This window comes from Burkholderia sp. Ac-20365, assembly GCF_017104715.1.
Lineage (GTDB): Bacteria > Pseudomonadota > Gammaproteobacteria > Burkholderiales > Burkholderiaceae > Paraburkholderia.
Window position 1 is genome coordinate 110355 of record NZ_JAAGPI010000002.1, and the last position, 18076, is coordinate 128430.

Sequence of the window (18076 nt, forward strand, 5' to 3'; positions counted from 1 at the left end):
CGGCGCGCGCTAGGCGCACGCGCAATGCACAAAGCGCACAAAGGCTGGCGGAGCCAGCCTTTCAGTGCGCGCTGCAGACATGGAGACCAGCAACCTTACTCGTACGAGAAGATGCTGCCGAGCTTGTCCATGCGTTCGAGCGCCATGCCCGAACCACGTACGACGCACGTCAGCGGATCTTCGGCGACCAGCACGGGCAGGCCCGTTTCTTCCGCCAGCAGGCGGTCGAGGTCGCGCAGGAGTGCGCCGCCGCCCGTCAGCATCATGCCGCGCTCGGCGATGTCGGCGCCCAGTTCCGGCGGCGTCTGTTCCAGCGCGATCTTCACCGACGACACGATCTGGTTCAGCGGATCGGTCAATGCTTCAAGAATTTCGTTGCTCGAAATGGTGAAGCTGCGCGGAATGCCTTCCGACAGGTTGCGCCCCTTGACTTCCATTTCCTTGACTTCGGAGCCAGGGAACGCGGAGCCAATTTCCTTCTTGATGGCTTCGGCGGTTTGCTCGCCGATCAGCATGCCGTAGTTGCGGCGGATGTAGTTGACGATCGCTTCGTCGAACTTGTCGCCGCCGACGCGCACCGAACCCTTGTACACGATGCCGCCCAGCGAGATCACGCCGACTTCCGTCGTGCCGCCGCCGATGTCGACGACCATCGAGCCCGTTGCTTCCGAAACCGGCAGGCCTGCGCCGATTGCAGCCGCCATCGGCTCTTCGATCAGGTAGACCTGCGACGCGCCCGCGCCGTGTGCCGCTTCTTTAATGGCGCGGCGCTCGACCTGCGTCGAACCGCACGGCACACAGATGATGATGCGCGGCGACGGCGAGAACATGCGCGATTCGTGAGCCGTCTTGATGAACTGCTTGATCATCTGTTCGGTCACGGTGAAGTCGGCGATCACGCCGTCCTTCATCGGGCGGATCGCCTCGATGTTGCCCGGCACCTTGCCGAGCATCTGCTTTGCTTCCTTGCCGACTGCCTGAATGGTCTTCTTGCCGTTCGGGCCGCCTTCCTGGCGAATCGAGACGACGGACGGCTCGTCGAGAACGATACCCTTGCCACGCATATAGATGAGGGTGTTGGCCGTGCCGAGGTCAATGGCCAGATCGTTGGAGAAATAGCTGCGCAAAAAACCGAACATGCAAAATCCTGTCTCGCTGGGGGCCGGGCCTCGCATGGAAAGCGTAGGGCGGCAGCGGAAAAAAATTAGCAGCCTCATGTCCGGCCAGGTGCGCCGGGAGAAGCATGAAACTGCGAGGGAACGTACCGGAGGCTATAGCAAGGCAGCCGAGCTGTCGTTCAGCGATCTCTGAAAATGTCAGAAAGGCCTTGGTAAGACGGTCCGGGTTTGGGTCGAACGCGTAATGATACCTTATAATTTTGCTTGATTTAAAGGAAACGAATGGCACTTTTTGCCTTCGTTGGCCCCAATTTCGAGGGCTTGCTCCAATGACCTAACCTGCTGTCGCGACGTCGTTTTTTCATCGTTGCGGCAGACCGCCACTTTTCCGGTGACCGCATGGCCCTGACTCTGACCGATGTGAAACGCATCGCCCATCTCGCACGGCTCGAACTGCCCGAGGCCGACGCCGGGCACACCTTGACCCAGCTCAACGATTTCTTCGGCCTCGTCGAACAGATGCAGGCGGTCGATACGACGGGCATCGCACCGCTCGCGCATCCGATCGAGCAGATCGAAGACGTCGCGCTGCGCCTGCGCAACGACGCCGTCACCGAAATCGTGAATCGCGACGAATTCCAGCGTCCCGCGCCTGCTGTGCAGGACGGCCTGTATCTGGTGCCGAAGGTCATCGAGTAAGCGCCCGGTCCATGATTAAGCACCGGGTTGTGTGTCACGCGTGCGAAGCTTTGCGCGCAACACGGCCCGCACTTTTCGGCGCGGCCTGCCGGCGGGCGGCCGGATGCCTACACGGCGGCGCAGCGCGCCGTCGCGCTTTCCAGGAAAAACGCAATGCATGAAAAAAGCTTGACCGAACTGCGCGCCGCGCTCGACGCGAAGCAATGCTCCGCAGTCGAACTGGCGCAAACGTATCTGAAGCGGATCGACGATCACAAGGCGCTGAACGCGTTCGTGCACGTCGACGCACAGCAGACGCTCGCGCAGGCGCAAGCCGCCGACGCGCTGATCGCCGCCGGCAACGCCGGTCCGCTGACGGGCCTGCCCATCGCGCATAAAGATGTGTTCGTCACGCGCAACTGGCGTTCCACGGCCGGCTCGAAGATGCTCGAAAACTACACGAGCCCGTTCGATGCAACCGTCGTCGACCGTCTCGCGCAGGCGGGCATGGTGTGCGTCGGCAAAACAAATATGGACGAGTTCGCGATGGGCTCGTCGAACGAAAACTCGTACTTCGGCCCCGTGCAAAACCCGTGGGACCGCAAGTCGGTGCCGGGCGGTTCGTCGGGCGGTTCGGCGGCGGCTGTCGCTGCGCGCCTCGCGCCCGCCGCTACTGGCACGGACACGGGCGGCTCGATCCGTCAGCCGGCTTCGTTCTCGGGCATAACCGGCATCAAGCCGACGTACGGCCGCGTGTCGCGCTACGGGATGATCGCGTTCGCTTCGTCGCTCGATCAGGGCGGTCCGATGGCGCAGACGGCCGCCGATTGCGCGCTGCTGCTCAACGCGATGGCCGGTTTCGACGAGCGCGATTCGACCAGCCTCACGCACGCTCACGAAGATTACACGCGCTATCTCGGCCAGAACTGGTCGGGCGCGGGCGCTACCGCTGACAAGCCGCTCGCCGGCCTGCGCATCGGTTTGCCGAAGGAATACTTCGGCGCGGGCCTCGCCGACGACGTGCGCGCATCGATCGACGCAGCGTTGAAGCAATACGAAGCGCTCGGCGCGACGCTCGTCGAAGTGTCGCTTCCCAAGACCGAACTGTCGATTCCCGTCTACTACGTGATCGCACCGGCGGAAGCGTCGTCGAACCTGTCGCGTTTCGATGGCGTGCGCTACGGCCATCGCGCGGCCGAGTATCGCGATCTGCTCGACATGTACAAGAAGTCGCGCGCCGAAGGTTTCGGCCCCGAAGTGAAGCGCCGCATTCTGGTCGGCACGTATGTGTTGTCGCACGGTTACTACGACGCGTACTACCTGCAGGCGCAGAAAATCCGCCGCATCATCGCGCAGGATTTCCAGGAAGCGTTCAAGCAGTGCGACGTGATCATGGGGCCGGTCGCGCCGTCGGTGGCGTGGGATATCGGCGCGAAGGGCGACGATCCCGTGCAGATGTATCTCGCGGACATCTACACGCTGTCGGTGAGTCTGGCCGGTTTGCCGGGCATGAGCGTGCCGTGCGGTTTCGGCGCGGGCGCGAATGCACAGCGGCCCGTCGGCTTGCAGATCATCGGCAACTATTTCAACGAAGCACGCATGCTGCAGGTAGCGGACGCGTTCCAGCGCGCCACCGACTGGCATCGCAAGTCGCCGGCAGGGGTTTGAACATGGCAACACAATGGGAAGTCGTTATCGGTCTCGAGACCCACGCGCAACTGTCGACGGTCTCGAAGATTTTCTCGGGCGCAGCCACGCAGTTCGGCGCCGCGCCGAACACGCAAGCCTGCCCCGTCGATCTGGCGCTGCCGGGCGTATTGCCCGTGATGAACAGGGGCGCTGTCGAGCGCGCGATCCAGTTCGGTCTCGCGATCGACGCAACCATCGCGCCGCGCAGCATCTTCGCGCGCAAGAACTACTTCTACCCTGATCTGCCGAAGGGCTATCAGATCAGCCAGTACGAGATTCCTGTCGTGCAGGGCGGACAGATCACGATCCGGGTTCCGGCCAACGAAAAGGCCGGCAATCCAGCGTACGAGAAGACCGTCAACCTGACGCGCGCGCACCTCGAAGAAGATGCGGGCAAATCGCTGCACGAAGACTTCGCGGGCATGACGGGCATCGACCTGAACCGCGCGGGCACGCCGCTGCTCGAAATCGTCACCGAGCCGGAAATGCGCAGCGCGGCGGAAGCCGTGGCGTATGCGAAGGCGTTGCATGGTCTCGTCGTGTGGCTCGGCATTTGTGACGGCAACATGCAGGAAGGCTCGTTCCGCTGCGACGCGAACGTGTCGGTGCGTCCTGTCGGCCAGAAGGAATTCGGCACGCGTGCCGAGATCAAGAATCTGAACTCGTTCCGCTTCCTCGAAGAAGCGATCCAGTACGAAGTGCGTCGTCAGATCGAACTGATCGAAGATGGCGGCACGGTGGTGCAGGAAACGCGTCTGTACGATCCGGACAAGCGCGAAACGCGTTCGATGCGCAGCAAGGAAGACGCGCACGATTACCGCTATTTCCCCGATCCCGATCTGATGCCGCTCGTGATCGACGCGGCGTGGGTGGAGCGCGTGAAGGGCGAATTGCCGGAACTGCCGGCCGCGATGCAGACGCGTTTCGTCGAGCAATACGGCCTCACGTCGTACGATGCGGGCGTCGTGACGTCGAGCAAGGCGATGGCTGCTTACTACGAAGCTGTCCTCGCGAAGGTCGGTGCAGCGCAGGCGAAAGTCGCGGCAAACTGGCTGATGGGCGAAGTGTCGTCGCAACTGAACCGCGAAGGCCTCGACATCGCCGACAGCCCGGTCTCGGCTGCGCAACTCGCGCTGGTGCTGCAACGTATCGCCGACGGCACGATCTCGAACAAGATCGCGAAGGAAATTTTCCTCGCGATCTGGGAGGAGAAGGCCACGGACGAAGCCGCCGCTGATCGCATCATCGAAGCGAAGGGCCTCAAGCAGATTTCGGATACGGGCGCGCTCGAAGCGATCATCGACGAAGTGCTCGCCGCGAACCAGAAGTCGGTTGAGGAATTCCGCGCGGGCAAGGAAAAGGCGTTCAACGCGCTGATCGGCCAGGCGATGAAGGCGACCAAAGGCAAGGCGAATCCGCAGCAGGTCAACGAACTGTTGAAGAAGAAGCTGGGCTGAGTGTCGTAGCGGTATCGGCTTTCGCGTGCGGCATCTCTATACGCGAAAGCCATGACGGGCTGTTGTCGCATCGAAAGTCGCGCAACGGCCCGTTTGCTTTTCCATTCGACATGACGGCCCGCTGCACAGGAGGAACATCGATGGCAAAGAAGAACGAACTCGACGACTATCGCGTGCCCTTTTTCGAAGAAGACGGCAAGTCGAAGTTTTCTCTCACCGGCGTCGATCCGTCCACGAAGCCGTTTTCGACGGGATCGAAAGACACCGACCGCGAACGTCTCGCCGAAATCGGCGCGGCGCTCGATGCGCAGCAGGAGCGTCTGCACGCGCAACGCGTGCAACGCGTTCTGCTCGTTCTGCAGGGCATGGACACGAGCGGCAAGGACGGCACGATCCGCGCGGTGTTTCATGAAGTCGATCCGCTGGGCTTGCGCATCGTGCCGTTCAAGGCGCCGACGCCGATCGAGCTGGCGCACGACTTTCTATGGCGCGTTCACGCGCAGGCGCCCGCCGCGGGAGAGCTGACCATCTTCAACCGCAGCCATTATGAAGACGTGCTCGTGCCCGTCGTGCTCGGTTCGATGGACAAGGAAGCGCGGTTGAAGCGCTACCGGCACATTCGCGACTTCGAACTGATGCTCGCGGAAAACGGCACGACGATCATCAAATGCATGCTGCACATTTCGAAGGACGAGCAGCGCGAGCGCCTGCAGGCGCGTATCGACGATCCGACCAAGCACTGGAAGTTCGACGTCTCCGATCTCGACGCGCGCAAGCTGTGGGACAAGTATCAGGACGCATACGAGGAAGCGCTCGCGGCGACATCGACGGACTACGCGCCGTGGTACGTGATTCCCGCGGATTCGAAGACGCATCGCAACGTGATGGTCGGCGAGTTGCTGCTGCGCGCGTTCGAATCGCTGAAGCTTGAATTCCCGCCCGCGAAAGAATCGCTGAAGGGCGTGATTGTCGAATGATCTTCACCTTGTCGAACAGACAAAAACATAACGAAGGAAAAACATGTTGCGTGTGATCACCGCCAACCTGAACGGCATTCGTTCGGCGGCCAAGAAGGGCTTTTTCGAGTGGTTCGGCGAGCAGAAGGCCGATGTCGTGTGCGTGCAGGAAATCAAATGCTCGCAGGACGACATGACGCCGGAATTCCTCGCGCCGCACGGTTTCACCGGCTATTTCCAGCATGCGGTGAAGAAGGGTTATAGCGGCGCGGGTCTCTATACGCGTCACGAGCCGGATGAAGTCGTGATCGGTTTCGGCAGCGAAGAGTTTGATCCCGAAGGGCGCTATGTGGAAGCGCGCTTTGGCAATCTGTCGGTGATTTCGGTGTATGTGCCGTCGGGTTCGAGCGGCGACGAGCGTCAGCAGGCCAAGTACCGTTTCATGGACGAGTTCATGCCGCATCTCACGGAACTCGCGAAAGAGCGCGAAGTGATCGTGTGCGGCGACGTGAACATCGTGCACAAGGAAATCGACATCAAGAACTGGAAGGGCAACCAGAAGAACTCAGGCTGCCTGCCGGAAGAGCGCGAATGGCTCACGAAGCTGTTCGACGAAGTCGGTTATGTCGACGTGTTCCGTACGCTAGATCAACGCCCCGAGCAGTACACGTGGTGGAGCAATCGCGGTCAGGCGTATGCGAAGAACGTCGGGTGGCGTATCGATTACCAGATCGCGACGCAGGGCATTGCGGCGACGGCGAAACGCGTCGATGTGTTCCGCGATATCAAGTTCAGCGATCACGCGCCCGTGACCGTCGACTACGCGCACAAGATCGCGAAGAAATAAACGAAAGTGCGATCAGTCGCTCGCGGTCGTACGGCGCGGGCGGCCGATGCCAGCGTAGTCGGGCAATGCATCGACAGTCTTGCCGATTGCCTTTGCATACAGCGGCAACATGTCGGGCAGGCGCTTCATGATGTCCGCGCGGCGCGTCGGATTGTACGGATGCACGTAGATGAAGCCCTGATCGCGGTTGCTGCGCGTGGCGACGGCGAGCTTGTCCCACAGCGTAATCGCAGCGCGCGGATCGAAACCCGCACGCGAAGCAATCTCGCTGCCGATCACATCGGCTTCCGTTTCGTCGGCGCGTTCGTACTTCATTTCCAGCAACTGCGTGCCGATACCGAGCGGCGCTTCGCCGAGATCGGCAAGACCGAAGAGTTGTGGAATCGTCCCTGAACCGAGTTGCGCGGCCTGCTGTTCGCCGAGACGTTCGCGGGCATGCTCGCGCAACGCGTGCGCGATTTCATGGCCGAGCAGCATGCCGAGTTCGTTGTCGTTGGGCTTGACCTTGTCCAGCATGCCGCCGTACACGATGATCTTGCCGCCCGGCAGACAGTACGCACGAATATCCGTGGAGCGCAGCACGGCGACATCCCACTTCCAGTTCTTCGTGCGATCGTTCCATTTGAGCGAATACGGAATCAGCTTGTCGACGATCTGTTGCACGCGCTTCGCGTGCGGATCAGACGGCGGATAGAGCCGGCTCATGTGCTCCGCGCCGCGCGCGATCTGATCGAATTCTTCAGCCGATTGCGCTTCGAGCATCGGTGAAGGAATCAGATTGCGGAACACCGCGTAGCCGCCGTAGCGCAATTGCTGGTTCGGCTGGAACGGAGTGGGCAGTGCTGGCAGCGGAGGTGTCGGCGCAGGCGTGCGCGCAGTGACGGGTGTCTGGGGCAGCGTGGCGTTTGCGTTCGACGGTGCAGATGCGCCAGACGTTGCAGACGGCGCCGATGGTGCCGCAGGCGCGTTCGCCGCGGGCGGCGCGCTGCCATTCGACGGCGAATCAGCCGCTTGCGCCTGCCATGGCGACATGACGCAGACCGCTGCGCATGCGGAAACGACAGCGTAATACAGCGCGCGCATGCGATATGCAGGCGATCGACGGGAATCGGCGCGCGAAGCCGGATCAACGACAGCGCGCCGCGATGCAAACTCCATCACGACTGCTTTCTCCAGGGAGCGATCCTGAACAACAGTAGCATGCCTGGGATAGCAAGCGCCGTGCAGAGAATGAAGTAATGAAACCAGCCGAACTGCGCGACGACGAAGCCGCTCGCCGCTGACGCAAGCGTGCGCGGCACGGAAGCCAGCGACGTGAACAGCGCGAACTGCGTCGCCGTGTAACGCGGATCTGTCGTGCTCGCGATATAGGCGGTGAACGCCGCGAGCGTCAGCCCGGTCGTGAACGTCTCGAAGCCATACACGATCGCGAGCGCGACCGACATCGGATCGAGTTGCACCGTCCAGCCGATGCCGAGCAACGACAGCAGCTTTGTCGTGCCCGTGCTCAACGCGACTGCAATGTCATACACGACGGTCAGTCCTGGCGACGCAGGCCCGACATGCGCGAGCCACGCAAAGCCGAGCGTCGACACCATCTGCAGGAAGCCGAAAATCCACAGCCCGCGACCGATGCCGATACGCATCAGCGCAATCCCGCCGATGATGCCACCCGCGAGACTTGCACCGAACGCCGTGGTCTTCGCGATCACGCCGATCTGCGTGCGCGAAAAGCCGATGTCGAGAAAGAACGACGTGGACAGCGTGGTCGCCATCGTATCCCCGAGCTTGTACAGGAAGATGAAGCCGAGCACGAACAGCGCGCCGCGCCAGCCGTCGCGCAGCAGGAATTCGCGGAATGGCTCGACGATCGCTTCGCGCAGGTTCTTCGGCGGCTTGCCGTGCACTTCGGGCTCTTTCACGACGAGCGTCATGATCATGCCCGGAATCATGAACGCGGCCGTGACGATGAACACCGTCGCCCACGGCAGATGGTCCGAGAGAATCAGCGCGAGCGAACCCGGCACGAGCGCCGCGATCTTGTATGCGTTCACATGTACTGCATTGCCGAGGCCTTGCTCGGTGTCGTGCAGCAGTTCGCGCCGATACGCATCGATCACGATGTCCGAACTCGCGCCGAAGAACGCGACGAGAGACGTCAATGCCGCGACCGTCCAGATCGAATCGCGCGGCGACACGATACCAAGCGATGCAATCGCAACCGCGACGAGTACCTGCGTGAAGAGCATCCAGCCGCGCCGGCGTCCTGGCTTCCAGCCGGGCAGACGCGGCACATAGCGATCCATCAGCGGCGCCCAGATGAATTTCCACGTATAGGGAAACTGGATCAGCGCGAACAGGCCGATTTCCTTCAGGTTCACGCCTTCAGAGCGCAACCAGGCCTGTACGAGATAGACGAGCGTGAATAGCGGCAGCCCCGACGTGAAGCCGAGGAAGACGCAGATCAGCATGCGCGCGTTGAGAAACGCGCGCATGCCGGGATGTTCTTCGTGAGCGGTTAGTGCAGGCGCCTCGTGTGGCGGGTTCGACATGAGATGAGTGACGTTAGCTTTTCTTGACGCGATAGACCGCAAGACTACCACGCCAGTTCACGCCCCATCTCACTTGCTGGCCTCCATGCAGCACGACGCGATCGAGAATTTCGATGCCGACTTCCGGCGCAAGCGCCTCGAAGTCCTTGATGGTCAGCACGCGCACGTTCGGCGTGTTGTGCCACTGATAAGGCAGCGATTTCGACACAGGCATGCGTCCCTGTAAAACCGACAGCCGATGCGACCAGTACCCGAAATTTGGAAACGAAACGATGCATTCCTTACCCACGCGCACCGTCTCGCGCAGAATCGCGGCGGTCTGGTGAATGGTCTGCAGCGTTTGAGAAAGGATCGCAAAATCGAAGCTGCCGTCTTCGAACAGACGCAGGCCATCTTCCAGATTCTGCTGGATCACGTTGATGCCGTTCTTCGTTGAGGCGAGCACGCCGGCGTCGTTGATTTCGATGCCGTAGCCCGTCACGTCGAGTTCTTCCATCAGCAGCGAGAGCAGCGAGCCGTCGCCGCAGCCGAGATCGAGCACCGTGCCGCGAGGTTCGACCCAGCGGGCGATCGCGCGGAAATCCGGGCGCGACGCAAGATAATCGAGAGCGCGCTGGTTCATGCGTTCACCTCTGCTGCGATACGTTCGTAGTAGGCGCGCATCAGGTTGTGATAGCGCGCGTCGTCGAGTAGGAAGGCGTCGTGGCCGTGCGGCGCGTCGATTTCGCCGTACGTCACCTGGCGCTTGTGATCGAGCAGCGCTTTCACCAGTTCACGCGAACGCGCGGGCGCGAAACGCCAGTCGGTGGTGAAGCTCGCGATCAGGTACTTTGCCTTCGTGTGCGCGAGCGCCGCAGTGAGATCGCCGTCGTAGGCTTTCGCGGGGTCGAAGTAATCGAGCGCGCGCGTGATCAGCAGATACGTGTTCGCGTCGAAGTAATCGGCGAACTTGTCGCCCTGATAGCGCAGATACGATTCCACTTCGAACTCGACGTCGAAGTTGAAGTTGTAGACGTCTTCCGCGCCTTCCGCGCGGCGCAGCGCGCGGCCGAACTTCGCGGCCATGTCGTCATCCGACAGATATGTGATGTGGCCGATCATCCGCGCGACGCGCAAGCCGCGTTTCGGCTTCACGTTGTGCGCGTAGTAGTCGCCGCCGTGAAAATCCGGGTCGGAAAGGATCGACGAACGCGCCACTTCGTTGAACGCGATGTTCTGCGCGGAAAGCTTCGGCGTCGACGCGATCACGATGCAGTGCCCGAGGCGGTCCGGATACATCAGGCTCCACGCGAGCGCCTGCATGCCGCCGAGGCTGCCGCCCATCACCGCCGCGAATTTCTCGATGCCGAATTCGTCGGCGACGAGCGCCTGCGCGTTCACCCAGTCTTCGACGGTGACGACGGGAAAGCTCTTGCCGTACGGACGGCCTGTCGACGGATCGATGCTCATCGGTCCCGTCGAGCCGAAGCACGAGCCGAGATTGTTCACACCGATCACGAAGAAGCGGTTGGTGTCGAGCGGCTTGCCTGGCCCGACCATGTTGTCCCACCAGCCGACGTTCTTCGGATCGTCCGCATACACGCCCGCCACGTGATGCGACGCGTTGAGCGCGTGGCACACGAGTACGGCGTTGCTGCGCGCTTCGTTGAGCGTGCCGTAGGTTTCAACGACGAGGTCGTAGTTCGCAAGCGAGCTGCCGTTCTGCAGACGCAGCGGCTCGGAAAAATGCATTGTTTGTGGAGTGACGATCCCGATCGATTCCATTCATTCCGCCTTCTGACATGGGGCGGCTAAATGGTGTCGGCGGTTGCGCGGAGGGAGTTTGCGCGCGGCTGACGACCTCTTTAGCCGCATTTATAGTGAACCGCGTAGATGGACGAACTCCACCCGCTGGTTCGCGCGCCCGCAATCGAGTCAGCAAATCGGCGCGTCTTACTGCTTTTAACCGCCAAAAACGGTTAAGCGCAGAGTATATCGGAAAAAACGCTGCGCTGGCCCGGCGCCGCCTATTGCAGGATCAGCCGCAGTTGCGCGTCGGCCTGGTCGACGGGCGCGCGTGAGAAGCCGCTGCGCACGAAGCGATGCCAGCGTCCGACGATGTAGCTGAGCAGCAAGTTCGCGCGCACGACGGGATCGTAGTCGGCGGGCAGCGGGATCGGACTTGAGCTTGCGTGGCTCGACGCTTCCATCAGCCCAAGCCGCAGACATTGCTTGAGCGATGCTTCGACGCGTTCGAGCAGCTGGTTGACGCGCTCGGTGAGCCGCTCGTGTTCGCCGACAAGCGCTTCACATGTCAGCACGCGCGTCATGCCGGGATTCTTCGCCGAAAAATTGAGCAGCATCAGCGCGATCGCGCGTGCCTGCAGTACGCCGTTCGGCTCTTTTGCGACGATCTGGTTGATGAGGCCGAAGAGCGTCTGCTCGATGAACTCGATCAGCCCTTCGAACATCTGCGCCTTGCTGGCGAAATGCCGATACAGCGCCGCCTCCGACACACCGATGCGCGCGGCCAGCGCCGCCGTGGTGATCTTTTCGTTCTTCGGCGCCTCCAGCATCGCGGCGAGCGTCTGGAGGATGTGCACGCGGCGCTCGCCCGGTTTCAGGCGTGTCGCGCGCGGCGGGGCCGGCTGGTCTTCGGTTACGTCCTCGTCATGCTTGCGGATAGGCTGCATGTCTGTCGTCCCTGATTTGGCGCGGCCGGTTCTGCGTCAGTTGTTCGATCGGCCTTCCAGGCGATTGCCCAGTCTCAACGATTTTAGCGAACGAATGCATCGATCGACATAGTGCGGGCGACCCGTGCCCGGCAACCGCGCCGGCGTGCCGTCCGCGCGCGCATGCTGCGGCAGATGGCCGGTGATCCACACCGTGCGGATGCCCAGCCGCCGGTAGTTCTTCAAATGGCTGCGCGTATCTTCGACCAGCACGGCATCGCCGAGACGCACGTGCGCGTCGCGCATCGCACGGCGCAGCATCGCGTGATCGGGTTTGGCGCGCCAGAAGCGGCGGTCGCGCATGTGTTCGATTGCGATCACGCGCTCGAACAGGCGCTCGATGCCAAGTTCCTTCAGGACGTCGAGCGCGTACGCTTCGGGCGCGTTGGTCAGCACGATCTTGCGGCCGGGCAACGCATCGACGAGCCGTTTGAGGCCGCGTTCGCTGCGCAGCATCGCGCGCAGGTCAGGGAACGTGTGGACGTAGTCGAGGAAGTCGTGCGCGTCGACGTCATGATGGCGCGTGAGACCCAGCAGCGCCGCGCCGTAGCGCTGCGTGTAGCCAGTGCGCAGACGGTTCGCCTCAGCGCGCTCGACTTGCAGCGTGTCGATGATGTACTGCGTCATCGCGGAGTTGATGGCCGGGAAGATCGCGTGCGACGCATGATGCAGCGTGTTGTCGAGATCGAACAGCCAGACGGGCGTGCCGGCGTGAATCTGCGGCCGACGGCGCTTCGGACGGTATGTGCGCATGATGTTGCAGCGTGATTGCTGGTTCGCGCGCGTGCGGATTCTGCCTCGTGTTGCGAAGCGGCAGCGCGTGCAGTTGGAAACATGAGACAGCGCAGCGTGCTGCGCGGGAGACGGAAGGCCAGTATGCCTTCTGCGAAGCACGGCGGCCAGCGTGCCGTGCTTCGCGTGATGCGTGAATATGCGTGACGCTTGAGGTGATGGACGCGCTCAGTGCGAGCGGATCATCGTGCCGAACGGCTGTTCCGTCAGGATTTCGAGCAGCACCGAATGCTCGATACGGCCGTCGATGATGTGCACCGAACGCACGCCGCTCTTCGCCGCGTCGAGTGCCGACGAGATCTTCGGCAGCATGCCGCCCGAGATCGTGCCATCGGCGAACAGCGCGTCGATTTCGCGCGCGGACAGATCGGTCAGCAGCGTGCCTTCCTTGTCCATCACGCCGGGGATATTCGTCATCATCACCAGCTTTTCGGCGTTCAGCACCACAGCCAGCTTGCCCGCCACGAGGTCCGCATTGATGTTGTACGACAGACCGTCTTCACCAAAGCCGATCGGCGAGATCACGGGAATGAACGCGTCGTCCTGCAGCGCCTTCACGACCGCCGGGTTGATCGCCTCGACTTCGCCGACCTGGCCGATATCGATGTACTGACCCGGGTTGTCGCGGTCCGGCATCATCAGCTTGCGCGCGTGGATCAGGCCGCCGTCCTTGCCCGTCAGACCAACTGCGTGGCCGCCGAAGTGATTGATCAGCGTGACGATGTCCTGCTGCACTTCACCGCCCAGCACCCATTCGACGACTTCCATCGTCTCTTCGTCGGTGACGCGCATGCCCTGGATGAACGTGCCCTGCTTGCCGATCTTCTTCAACGCCTGATCGATCTGCGGACCGCCGCCGTGCACGATCACCGGGTTGATGCCGACCAGTTTCAAGAGGATCACGTCGCGCGCGAAGCCCTGCTTCAGGCGCTCTTCCGTCATTGCGTTGCCGCCGTACTTGATGACAACGGTCTTGCCGTGGTACTGGCGAATATAGGGCAGCGCCTCGGCGAGAATTTCAGCCTTCAGCGTGGGAGCGATCTGGGACAGGTCGGGAGTTTCGGACATGGCGGCGGCTCGGACGGAAACGGTGAAAACAACGCCGGATTGTACACAACTGGCGCGGTGCAATAGTGAATTCGACGTGTGCCGCCGCGGTGACGGCCCGCAAATTGCCGCAGTGCGGAAAAGTGCGTTTGCGGTCGATGGATGCGTCGTTCCAGCGGTGGATTCCGGCGGCGCGCTGGAAGGTTTGGTCAGTTGCCGGGACAGGAAGTTCTGACGTGACGCAGAAGACTGTCCGCGCTGCGAATGCCAACGGGTAGGCAGGCGTTTTGCTGCCTCGCCGGAAGTGGCATCATGTCTGGATCATCTGACGGTTTCATCCCGTTGTCATGAATCTGTCCCCATCCGAGCCGGCTGAAACTTCCGGCACGTCGAGCGTGCGCTGTCCGCGCTGCCGCCGCGTGTTCGACTGCGGCGCGCGCGGCGAGCGCTCGGCGTGCTGGTGCGTGTCGATGCCCGCTTTGCCCGCCGAGGCGCTCGAAGCCGGCACGGGCTGTCTATGTCCCGAATGCCTCGCCGATGCGATTGCGCGCACGCACGCGCCGGTGGGCGGCGCGATGCCGGCGCCGGATTGAGGCGCCGGACGCGTGCGTTTTCTATTTCTGTCTGCGTCGATGTGAACCGGCTAGCGCGGCGAGATCGCGTGTCAGCGCATCGAATACGGGTTGCCACTGCGCGAACTGCTTTTGACGGTACAAGGTCGCGTCCGGATACCACGGGCTGTCGGCGCGATCGAGCAACCAGACCCAATGCGGATTGACGTCGAGCAGCACCCACGTGCGCTGCCCGATTGCGCCGCTCAGATGCGCAACCGACGTGCACACGGTGATCACCAGGTCGAGCGCGCTCATGTAGGCGGCCGTGTCATCGAAGCTTTGGAATCCGGCGGTGTGATCGGCGATATCGAATCCGGCCGCGCGCGCTGCCGCCACGTCGGCTGCGGCGCCGGGTTGCAGCGAATAGAACGCCACGTTATCGAGCTTCAGGAAGGCGTCGACATACCGCTCCAGCCCGACACGGCGAAACGGATTGCGCTGATGTCCATGGCTGCCCGTCCACGCGAGTCCGACCTTCAACCGCTTTTCACCGGCGAGGCGTTGGCGCCACGTATCGACGGCTTGCGGATCGGCTTGCAGGTAAGGAACGGCCGACGGGATCGTTTCCTCGCGCGTATCGAACAGCAAGGGCAGCGAGAGCAGCGAAATCTCATAGTCGAACGCCGGTAATTCATCGACGCCGCCGCCTGGCGTGAATTCGTCGGCGTGTTGCGCGAGCGAACGCTCGAGCAACGCGCCCATCTGCGGAAACGAATTCCACGCAAGCCGGCCGCCTTCGCGATGCACGCGGTCGGCCAGCAGCGGCACGTAGCGGCAGAACTGCAGCAGATCGCCCATGCCCTGTTCACCCCACAGCAGCAGCGTCTTGCCGGCGAGCGGTTCGCCGCGCCACGCCGGGCGAGGCAGCACTGGGCGCCTTCCGGCCAGTTCCTTCGATCCATCCCAGCGCGCTTCATGCTCACGCCAGCCGTCGGCGTAATTGCCGCGCAGCAGGTGAATCATGCTGAGGTTGGACAGGTGTGACGCTACATCAGGCGCAGCGCGATGCGCCGCCAACGTGAAGCGCTCAGCTTGCTCCCACTGCTGCGCTTCACGCAGCGTCTGCCCGTGATTGCCGAGCATGATCGGGTTGTCGGGCTGAAGCGCAAGCGCGCGCCGCTCGGCTTCGAGCGCGCTGTCGAGATCGAAGCGCGCCAGATGAAGCTTGGCAATATTGACCCACGCGTTCGCATCGTCGGGATTCTGGTCGAGCGCAGCTTGCAGCAACTCCGCTGCTTCCGCCGAGGCAGGATCGGCCGTCATCAACGCGCCTGCCAGATTGTTGCGCAGGCTGTGCAGGCTGGGATCGATGGCAAGCGCCTCGCGGTATGGCGCGATCGCGTCCTGATGACGGTTCGTCGCTTGCAGCGTGTAGCCCAGGCGGAAGAGCGCATTGGCGTCGTGCGGATCCAAAGCGGCCAAAGCTCGCGCAATGGTTTCGGCTTCGGAGCGAAGCTGCCGCTCGATGAGTTGTTGAACCAGCGTATCGAGCGAATGTGTATCGGTTGGGAATAGATGGGAAGCGGCCTGAACCCAGATGTCGTGTGCTTTCGTGTCGGCTTGCTGTCGTGCTGCGACAGCATGACGCAGAAATGTCTGAAAGGAATCCAAAGAAACTTGATGCAGATCAAGCGGTGTTTTAAGCATGTGTGGTTGGAGATTCTCGAGTGCACGGTAAACAGCAAAGAAACTATAGTTCCGAGCATTCGCTAGATGAATCAGACCCCTCCCAACAGGTAAACTCAGAGGATGCACCGTATAACCGTCACCGGCCGGGTCAATCTCGGGCATCTCTTCTGGCTACGCAGTCTTGCCATCATCGGGCAACTCGTGACGATTGCGTTCGTCCAGAGCTTCGTCGGCGTGAAGTTGCCGCTGCCGGCGATGCTGCTCGTCATCGGGCTCGAAGTGCTCTTCAACGGACTGACGTGGCTGCGCGTCGCGAGCCAGAAGCCGGAGTCGAATCTCGAACTGTTCGGTCAGCTATGGGTCGATCTCGGCGCGCTGTCGGCGCTGCTGTTTCTGTCGGGCGGCACGACCAATCCTTTTGTTTCGTTGTATCTGCCGTCGCTGGCCATTGCCGCTGCCGTGCTGCCGTGGCAGTTGATGGCGTGGCTCGCCGCGTTTGCCGTCGCCTGTTACGCGGTGCTCAGCTTCGAGTCGGTGCCACTCAATCTCGACAATCCCGCGAACCTGTTCGACTACTACCGCGCCGGCATGTGGGTGAACTTCATGGTGAGCGTCGGGCTGATCGCGTGGTTCGTGGCGCGCATGTCGCGCGGGCTGCGTCAGCGCGATGCAGCGCTCGGCGACGCACAACAGCGCCTGCTGCGCGACGAGCGTGCCGTGGCGCTGGGCGTGCAGGCCGCGACGGTCGCGCATGAAATGGGCACGCCGTTGTCGACCATCGCGATGCTCACCGAAGAGTTGCGCGATGCCGCACGCAGCGACGAAGGTCTGAAACCGTACTCGGCCGATCTCGACATCCTCGATCAGCAACTCACTTTGTGCACGTCGGCACTCGCGCGCCTGCGCAGCCGCGCATCGACGCAAGGCACGCGTCAGCGGGTCGACGAGTGGCTCGACTCGTTCGCCGACCAATGGCGCTTGCGGCATCCGCATGTCAAGTTCGAGCGTCTCGGCGAGCCGCCCGATAACGTGAGCGTCGACGACACGGTCGCCGTCAGTCAGATCCTCACCATCCTGCTCGATAACGCCGCGCGCGCGAGTCGCGATCACGTGACACTGGCAGCGAAGCTGGCAGATAGCGATTCGATCGCCTTCGAGGTCTGCGATGCGGGGCCGGGCGTGCCGGCGTCGCTGCGTGGTTTGCTGGGCGCGGCGCCAGTGGATAGCACGCAGGGCGGACATGGCGTCGGGCTGTATCTGGCGTTTACGGCGGCGGCGCGGCTCGGCGGATCGATCGAACTCACCGACGCCAACGAAATCAAGCCGCGCGGTACGCGCGCAGTGTTGCGGTTGCCTCTGGCCCGCGAGCAAACGGGCGCGGGCCGGCAGGGCGCCGCGTCGTCCAATACGGAGAAGCAAGCATGAGCGATAAGAACTTTCTGGTAATCGACGACGACGAAGTGTTCTCCGGCATCCTCGCGCGCGGGCTGACGCGTCGCGGCTTCACGGTGTCCGAGGCGCACAACGCCGACGAAGCGATTCGCCTCGCGAATCAGCAGAAGTTCGGGCAGATCACCGTCGATCTGCATCTGGGCAACGACTCGGGCCTGACGCTCGTCGCGCCGCTGCGCGACCTGCAGCCGAACGCGCGGATGCTGGTGCTGACGGGTTACGCGAGCATCGCGACTGCCGTGCAGGCTGTGAAAGATGGCGCGGACAACTATCTGGCCAAGCCCGCGAACGTCGAGACGATCCTGTCCGCGCTGCAAACGGAAGCGAGCGCGACGCAGGCCGAAGAGGCGCTTGAGAACCCGACGCCGCTGTCGGTGGCGCGGCTCGAGTGGGAGCACATCCAGCGCGTGCTCGCGGAAAACGGCGGCAATATCTCGGCGACGGCGCGCGCGTTGAACATGCACCGGCGCACGTTGCAGCGCAAGCTCGCGAAGCGGCCGGTCAAGCAGTAACGTTGGTTCGAGTATGAAAAAA

Annotated in this window: 17 protein-coding genes; 8 read left to right on the forward strand and 9 right to left on the reverse strand. The window is 62.5% G+C overall.

All coding sequences use genetic code 11. The features are described 5' to 3' along the window. Positions 1–95: 95 nt before the first annotated feature. Positions 96–1139, reverse strand: coding sequence for a rod shape-determining protein (locus tag G3O01_RS03830; RefSeq protein ID WP_004189550.1), 1044 nt, complete (start codon positions 1137–1139; stop codon positions 96–98). Positions 1140–1517: 378 nt separating this feature from the next. On the opposite strand from G3O01_RS03830, the gene gatC reads away from it, so the two are divergent. The 5 genes from gatC to G3O01_RS03855 all read left to right on the forward strand — a co-directional run bounded on the left by gatC (position 1518) and on the right by G3O01_RS03855 (position 6745). Further along, entirely contained in the window at positions 1518–1817 is a 300-nt protein-coding gene (gatC, locus tag G3O01_RS03835; RefSeq protein WP_205803200.1) for an Asp-tRNA(Asn)/Glu-tRNA(Gln) amidotransferase subunit GatC, read from the forward strand. Positions 1818–1970: 153 nt separating this feature from the next. Beyond that, on the forward strand, positions 1971–3464 hold the full coding sequence (gene gatA / locus G3O01_RS03840; protein ID WP_205803201.1) for an Asp-tRNA(Asn)/Glu-tRNA(Gln) amidotransferase subunit GatA: 1494 nt from the start codon (positions 1971–1973) through the stop codon (positions 3462–3464). Positions 3465–3466: 2 nt separating this feature from the next. Beyond that, positions 3467–4942 (forward strand): Asp-tRNA(Asn)/Glu-tRNA(Gln) amidotransferase subunit GatB, encoded by a 1476-nt coding sequence (gatB, locus tag G3O01_RS03845; RefSeq protein WP_205803202.1) that lies wholly within the window; start codon positions 3467–3469, stop codon positions 4940–4942. 140 nt (positions 4943–5082) lie between these two features. Next, positions 5083–5919, forward strand: coding sequence for a PPK2 family polyphosphate kinase (locus tag G3O01_RS03850; protein ID WP_205803203.1), 837 nt, complete (start codon positions 5083–5085; stop codon positions 5917–5919). A gap of 43 nt (positions 5920–5962) precedes the next feature. Next, entirely contained in the window at positions 5963–6745 is a 783-nt protein-coding gene (locus G3O01_RS03855) for an exodeoxyribonuclease III (protein WP_205803204.1), read from the forward strand. A 12-nt stretch (positions 6746–6757) separates the two neighbouring features. Here G3O01_RS03855 and G3O01_RS03860 read toward each other — a convergent pair whose 3' ends face one another. The 7 genes from G3O01_RS03860 to argB form a co-directional block, all read right to left on the reverse strand. Further along, the gene (locus tag G3O01_RS03860; protein ID WP_205803690.1) at positions 6758–7903 is read right to left on the reverse strand and encodes a M48 family metallopeptidase; all 1146 of its coding nucleotides are present in this window, start codon (positions 7901–7903) and stop codon (positions 6758–6760) included. Next, positions 7903–9297 carry an AmpG family muropeptide MFS transporter gene (locus tag G3O01_RS03865; RefSeq protein ID WP_205803205.1) on the reverse strand — a complete coding sequence of 465 codons (1395 nt, stop codon included), beginning with the start codon at positions 9295–9297 and terminating at the stop codon, positions 7903–7905. The genes G3O01_RS03860 and G3O01_RS03865 overlap by 1 nt, the downstream gene beginning before the upstream one ends. A gap of 13 nt (positions 9298–9310) precedes the next feature. Next, positions 9311–9919 carry a methionine biosynthesis protein MetW gene (metW, locus tag G3O01_RS03870; protein ID WP_205803206.1) on the reverse strand — a complete coding sequence of 203 codons (609 nt, stop codon included), beginning with the start codon at positions 9917–9919 and terminating at the stop codon, positions 9311–9313. Further along, on the reverse strand, positions 9916–11061 hold the full coding sequence (locus G3O01_RS03875; RefSeq protein ID WP_205803207.1) for a homoserine O-acetyltransferase: 1146 nt from the start codon (positions 11059–11061) through the stop codon (positions 9916–9918). The genes metW and G3O01_RS03875 overlap by 4 nt, the downstream gene beginning before the upstream one ends. Positions 11062–11303: 242 nt before the next feature. Further along, positions 11304–11969: a nucleoid occlusion factor SlmA gene (gene slmA / locus G3O01_RS03880; RefSeq protein ID WP_205803208.1), complete on the reverse strand. Its 666-nt coding sequence runs from the start codon at positions 11967–11969 to the stop codon at positions 11304–11306. Between the two features lie 36 nt (positions 11970–12005). Continuing rightward, positions 12006–12761: a pyrimidine 5'-nucleotidase gene (locus tag G3O01_RS03885; protein WP_205803209.1), complete on the reverse strand. Its 756-nt coding sequence runs from the start codon at positions 12759–12761 to the stop codon at positions 12006–12008. A 207-nt stretch (positions 12762–12968) separates the two neighbouring features. Further along, complete coding sequence (argB, locus tag G3O01_RS03890) at positions 12969–13868, reverse strand: acetylglutamate kinase (protein ID WP_205803210.1); 900 nt, start codon at positions 13866–13868, stop codon at positions 12969–12971. A gap of 326 nt (positions 13869–14194) precedes the next feature. Here argB and G3O01_RS03895 point away from each other — a divergent pair, with 326 nt between their 5' ends. After that, the gene (locus G3O01_RS03895; protein WP_205803211.1) at positions 14195–14440 is read left to right on the forward strand and encodes a cysteine-rich CWC family protein; all 246 of its coding nucleotides are present in this window, start codon (positions 14195–14197) and stop codon (positions 14438–14440) included. Positions 14441–14461: 21 nt separating this feature from the next. Here G3O01_RS03895 and G3O01_RS03900 read toward each other — a convergent pair whose 3' ends face one another. Beyond that, a complete protein-coding gene (locus tag G3O01_RS03900) occupies positions 14462–16108 on the reverse strand; it encodes a tetratricopeptide repeat protein (protein WP_205803212.1) in 1647 nt (548 codons plus the stop codon). Between the two features lie 102 nt (positions 16109–16210). On the opposite strand from G3O01_RS03900, the gene G3O01_RS03905 reads away from it, so the two are divergent. Both G3O01_RS03905 and G3O01_RS03910 read left to right on the forward strand, forming a co-directional pair. Next, positions 16211–17515, forward strand: coding sequence for an ATP-binding protein (locus G3O01_RS03905; RefSeq protein ID WP_205803213.1), 1305 nt, complete (start codon positions 16211–16213; stop codon positions 17513–17515). Next, on the forward strand, positions 17512–18054 hold the full coding sequence (locus G3O01_RS03910) for a response regulator transcription factor (protein ID WP_205803214.1): 543 nt from the start codon (positions 17512–17514) through the stop codon (positions 18052–18054). Before G3O01_RS03905 ends, G3O01_RS03910 begins: the two co-directional genes overlap by 4 nt. Positions 18055–18076 lie beyond the last annotated feature (22 nt).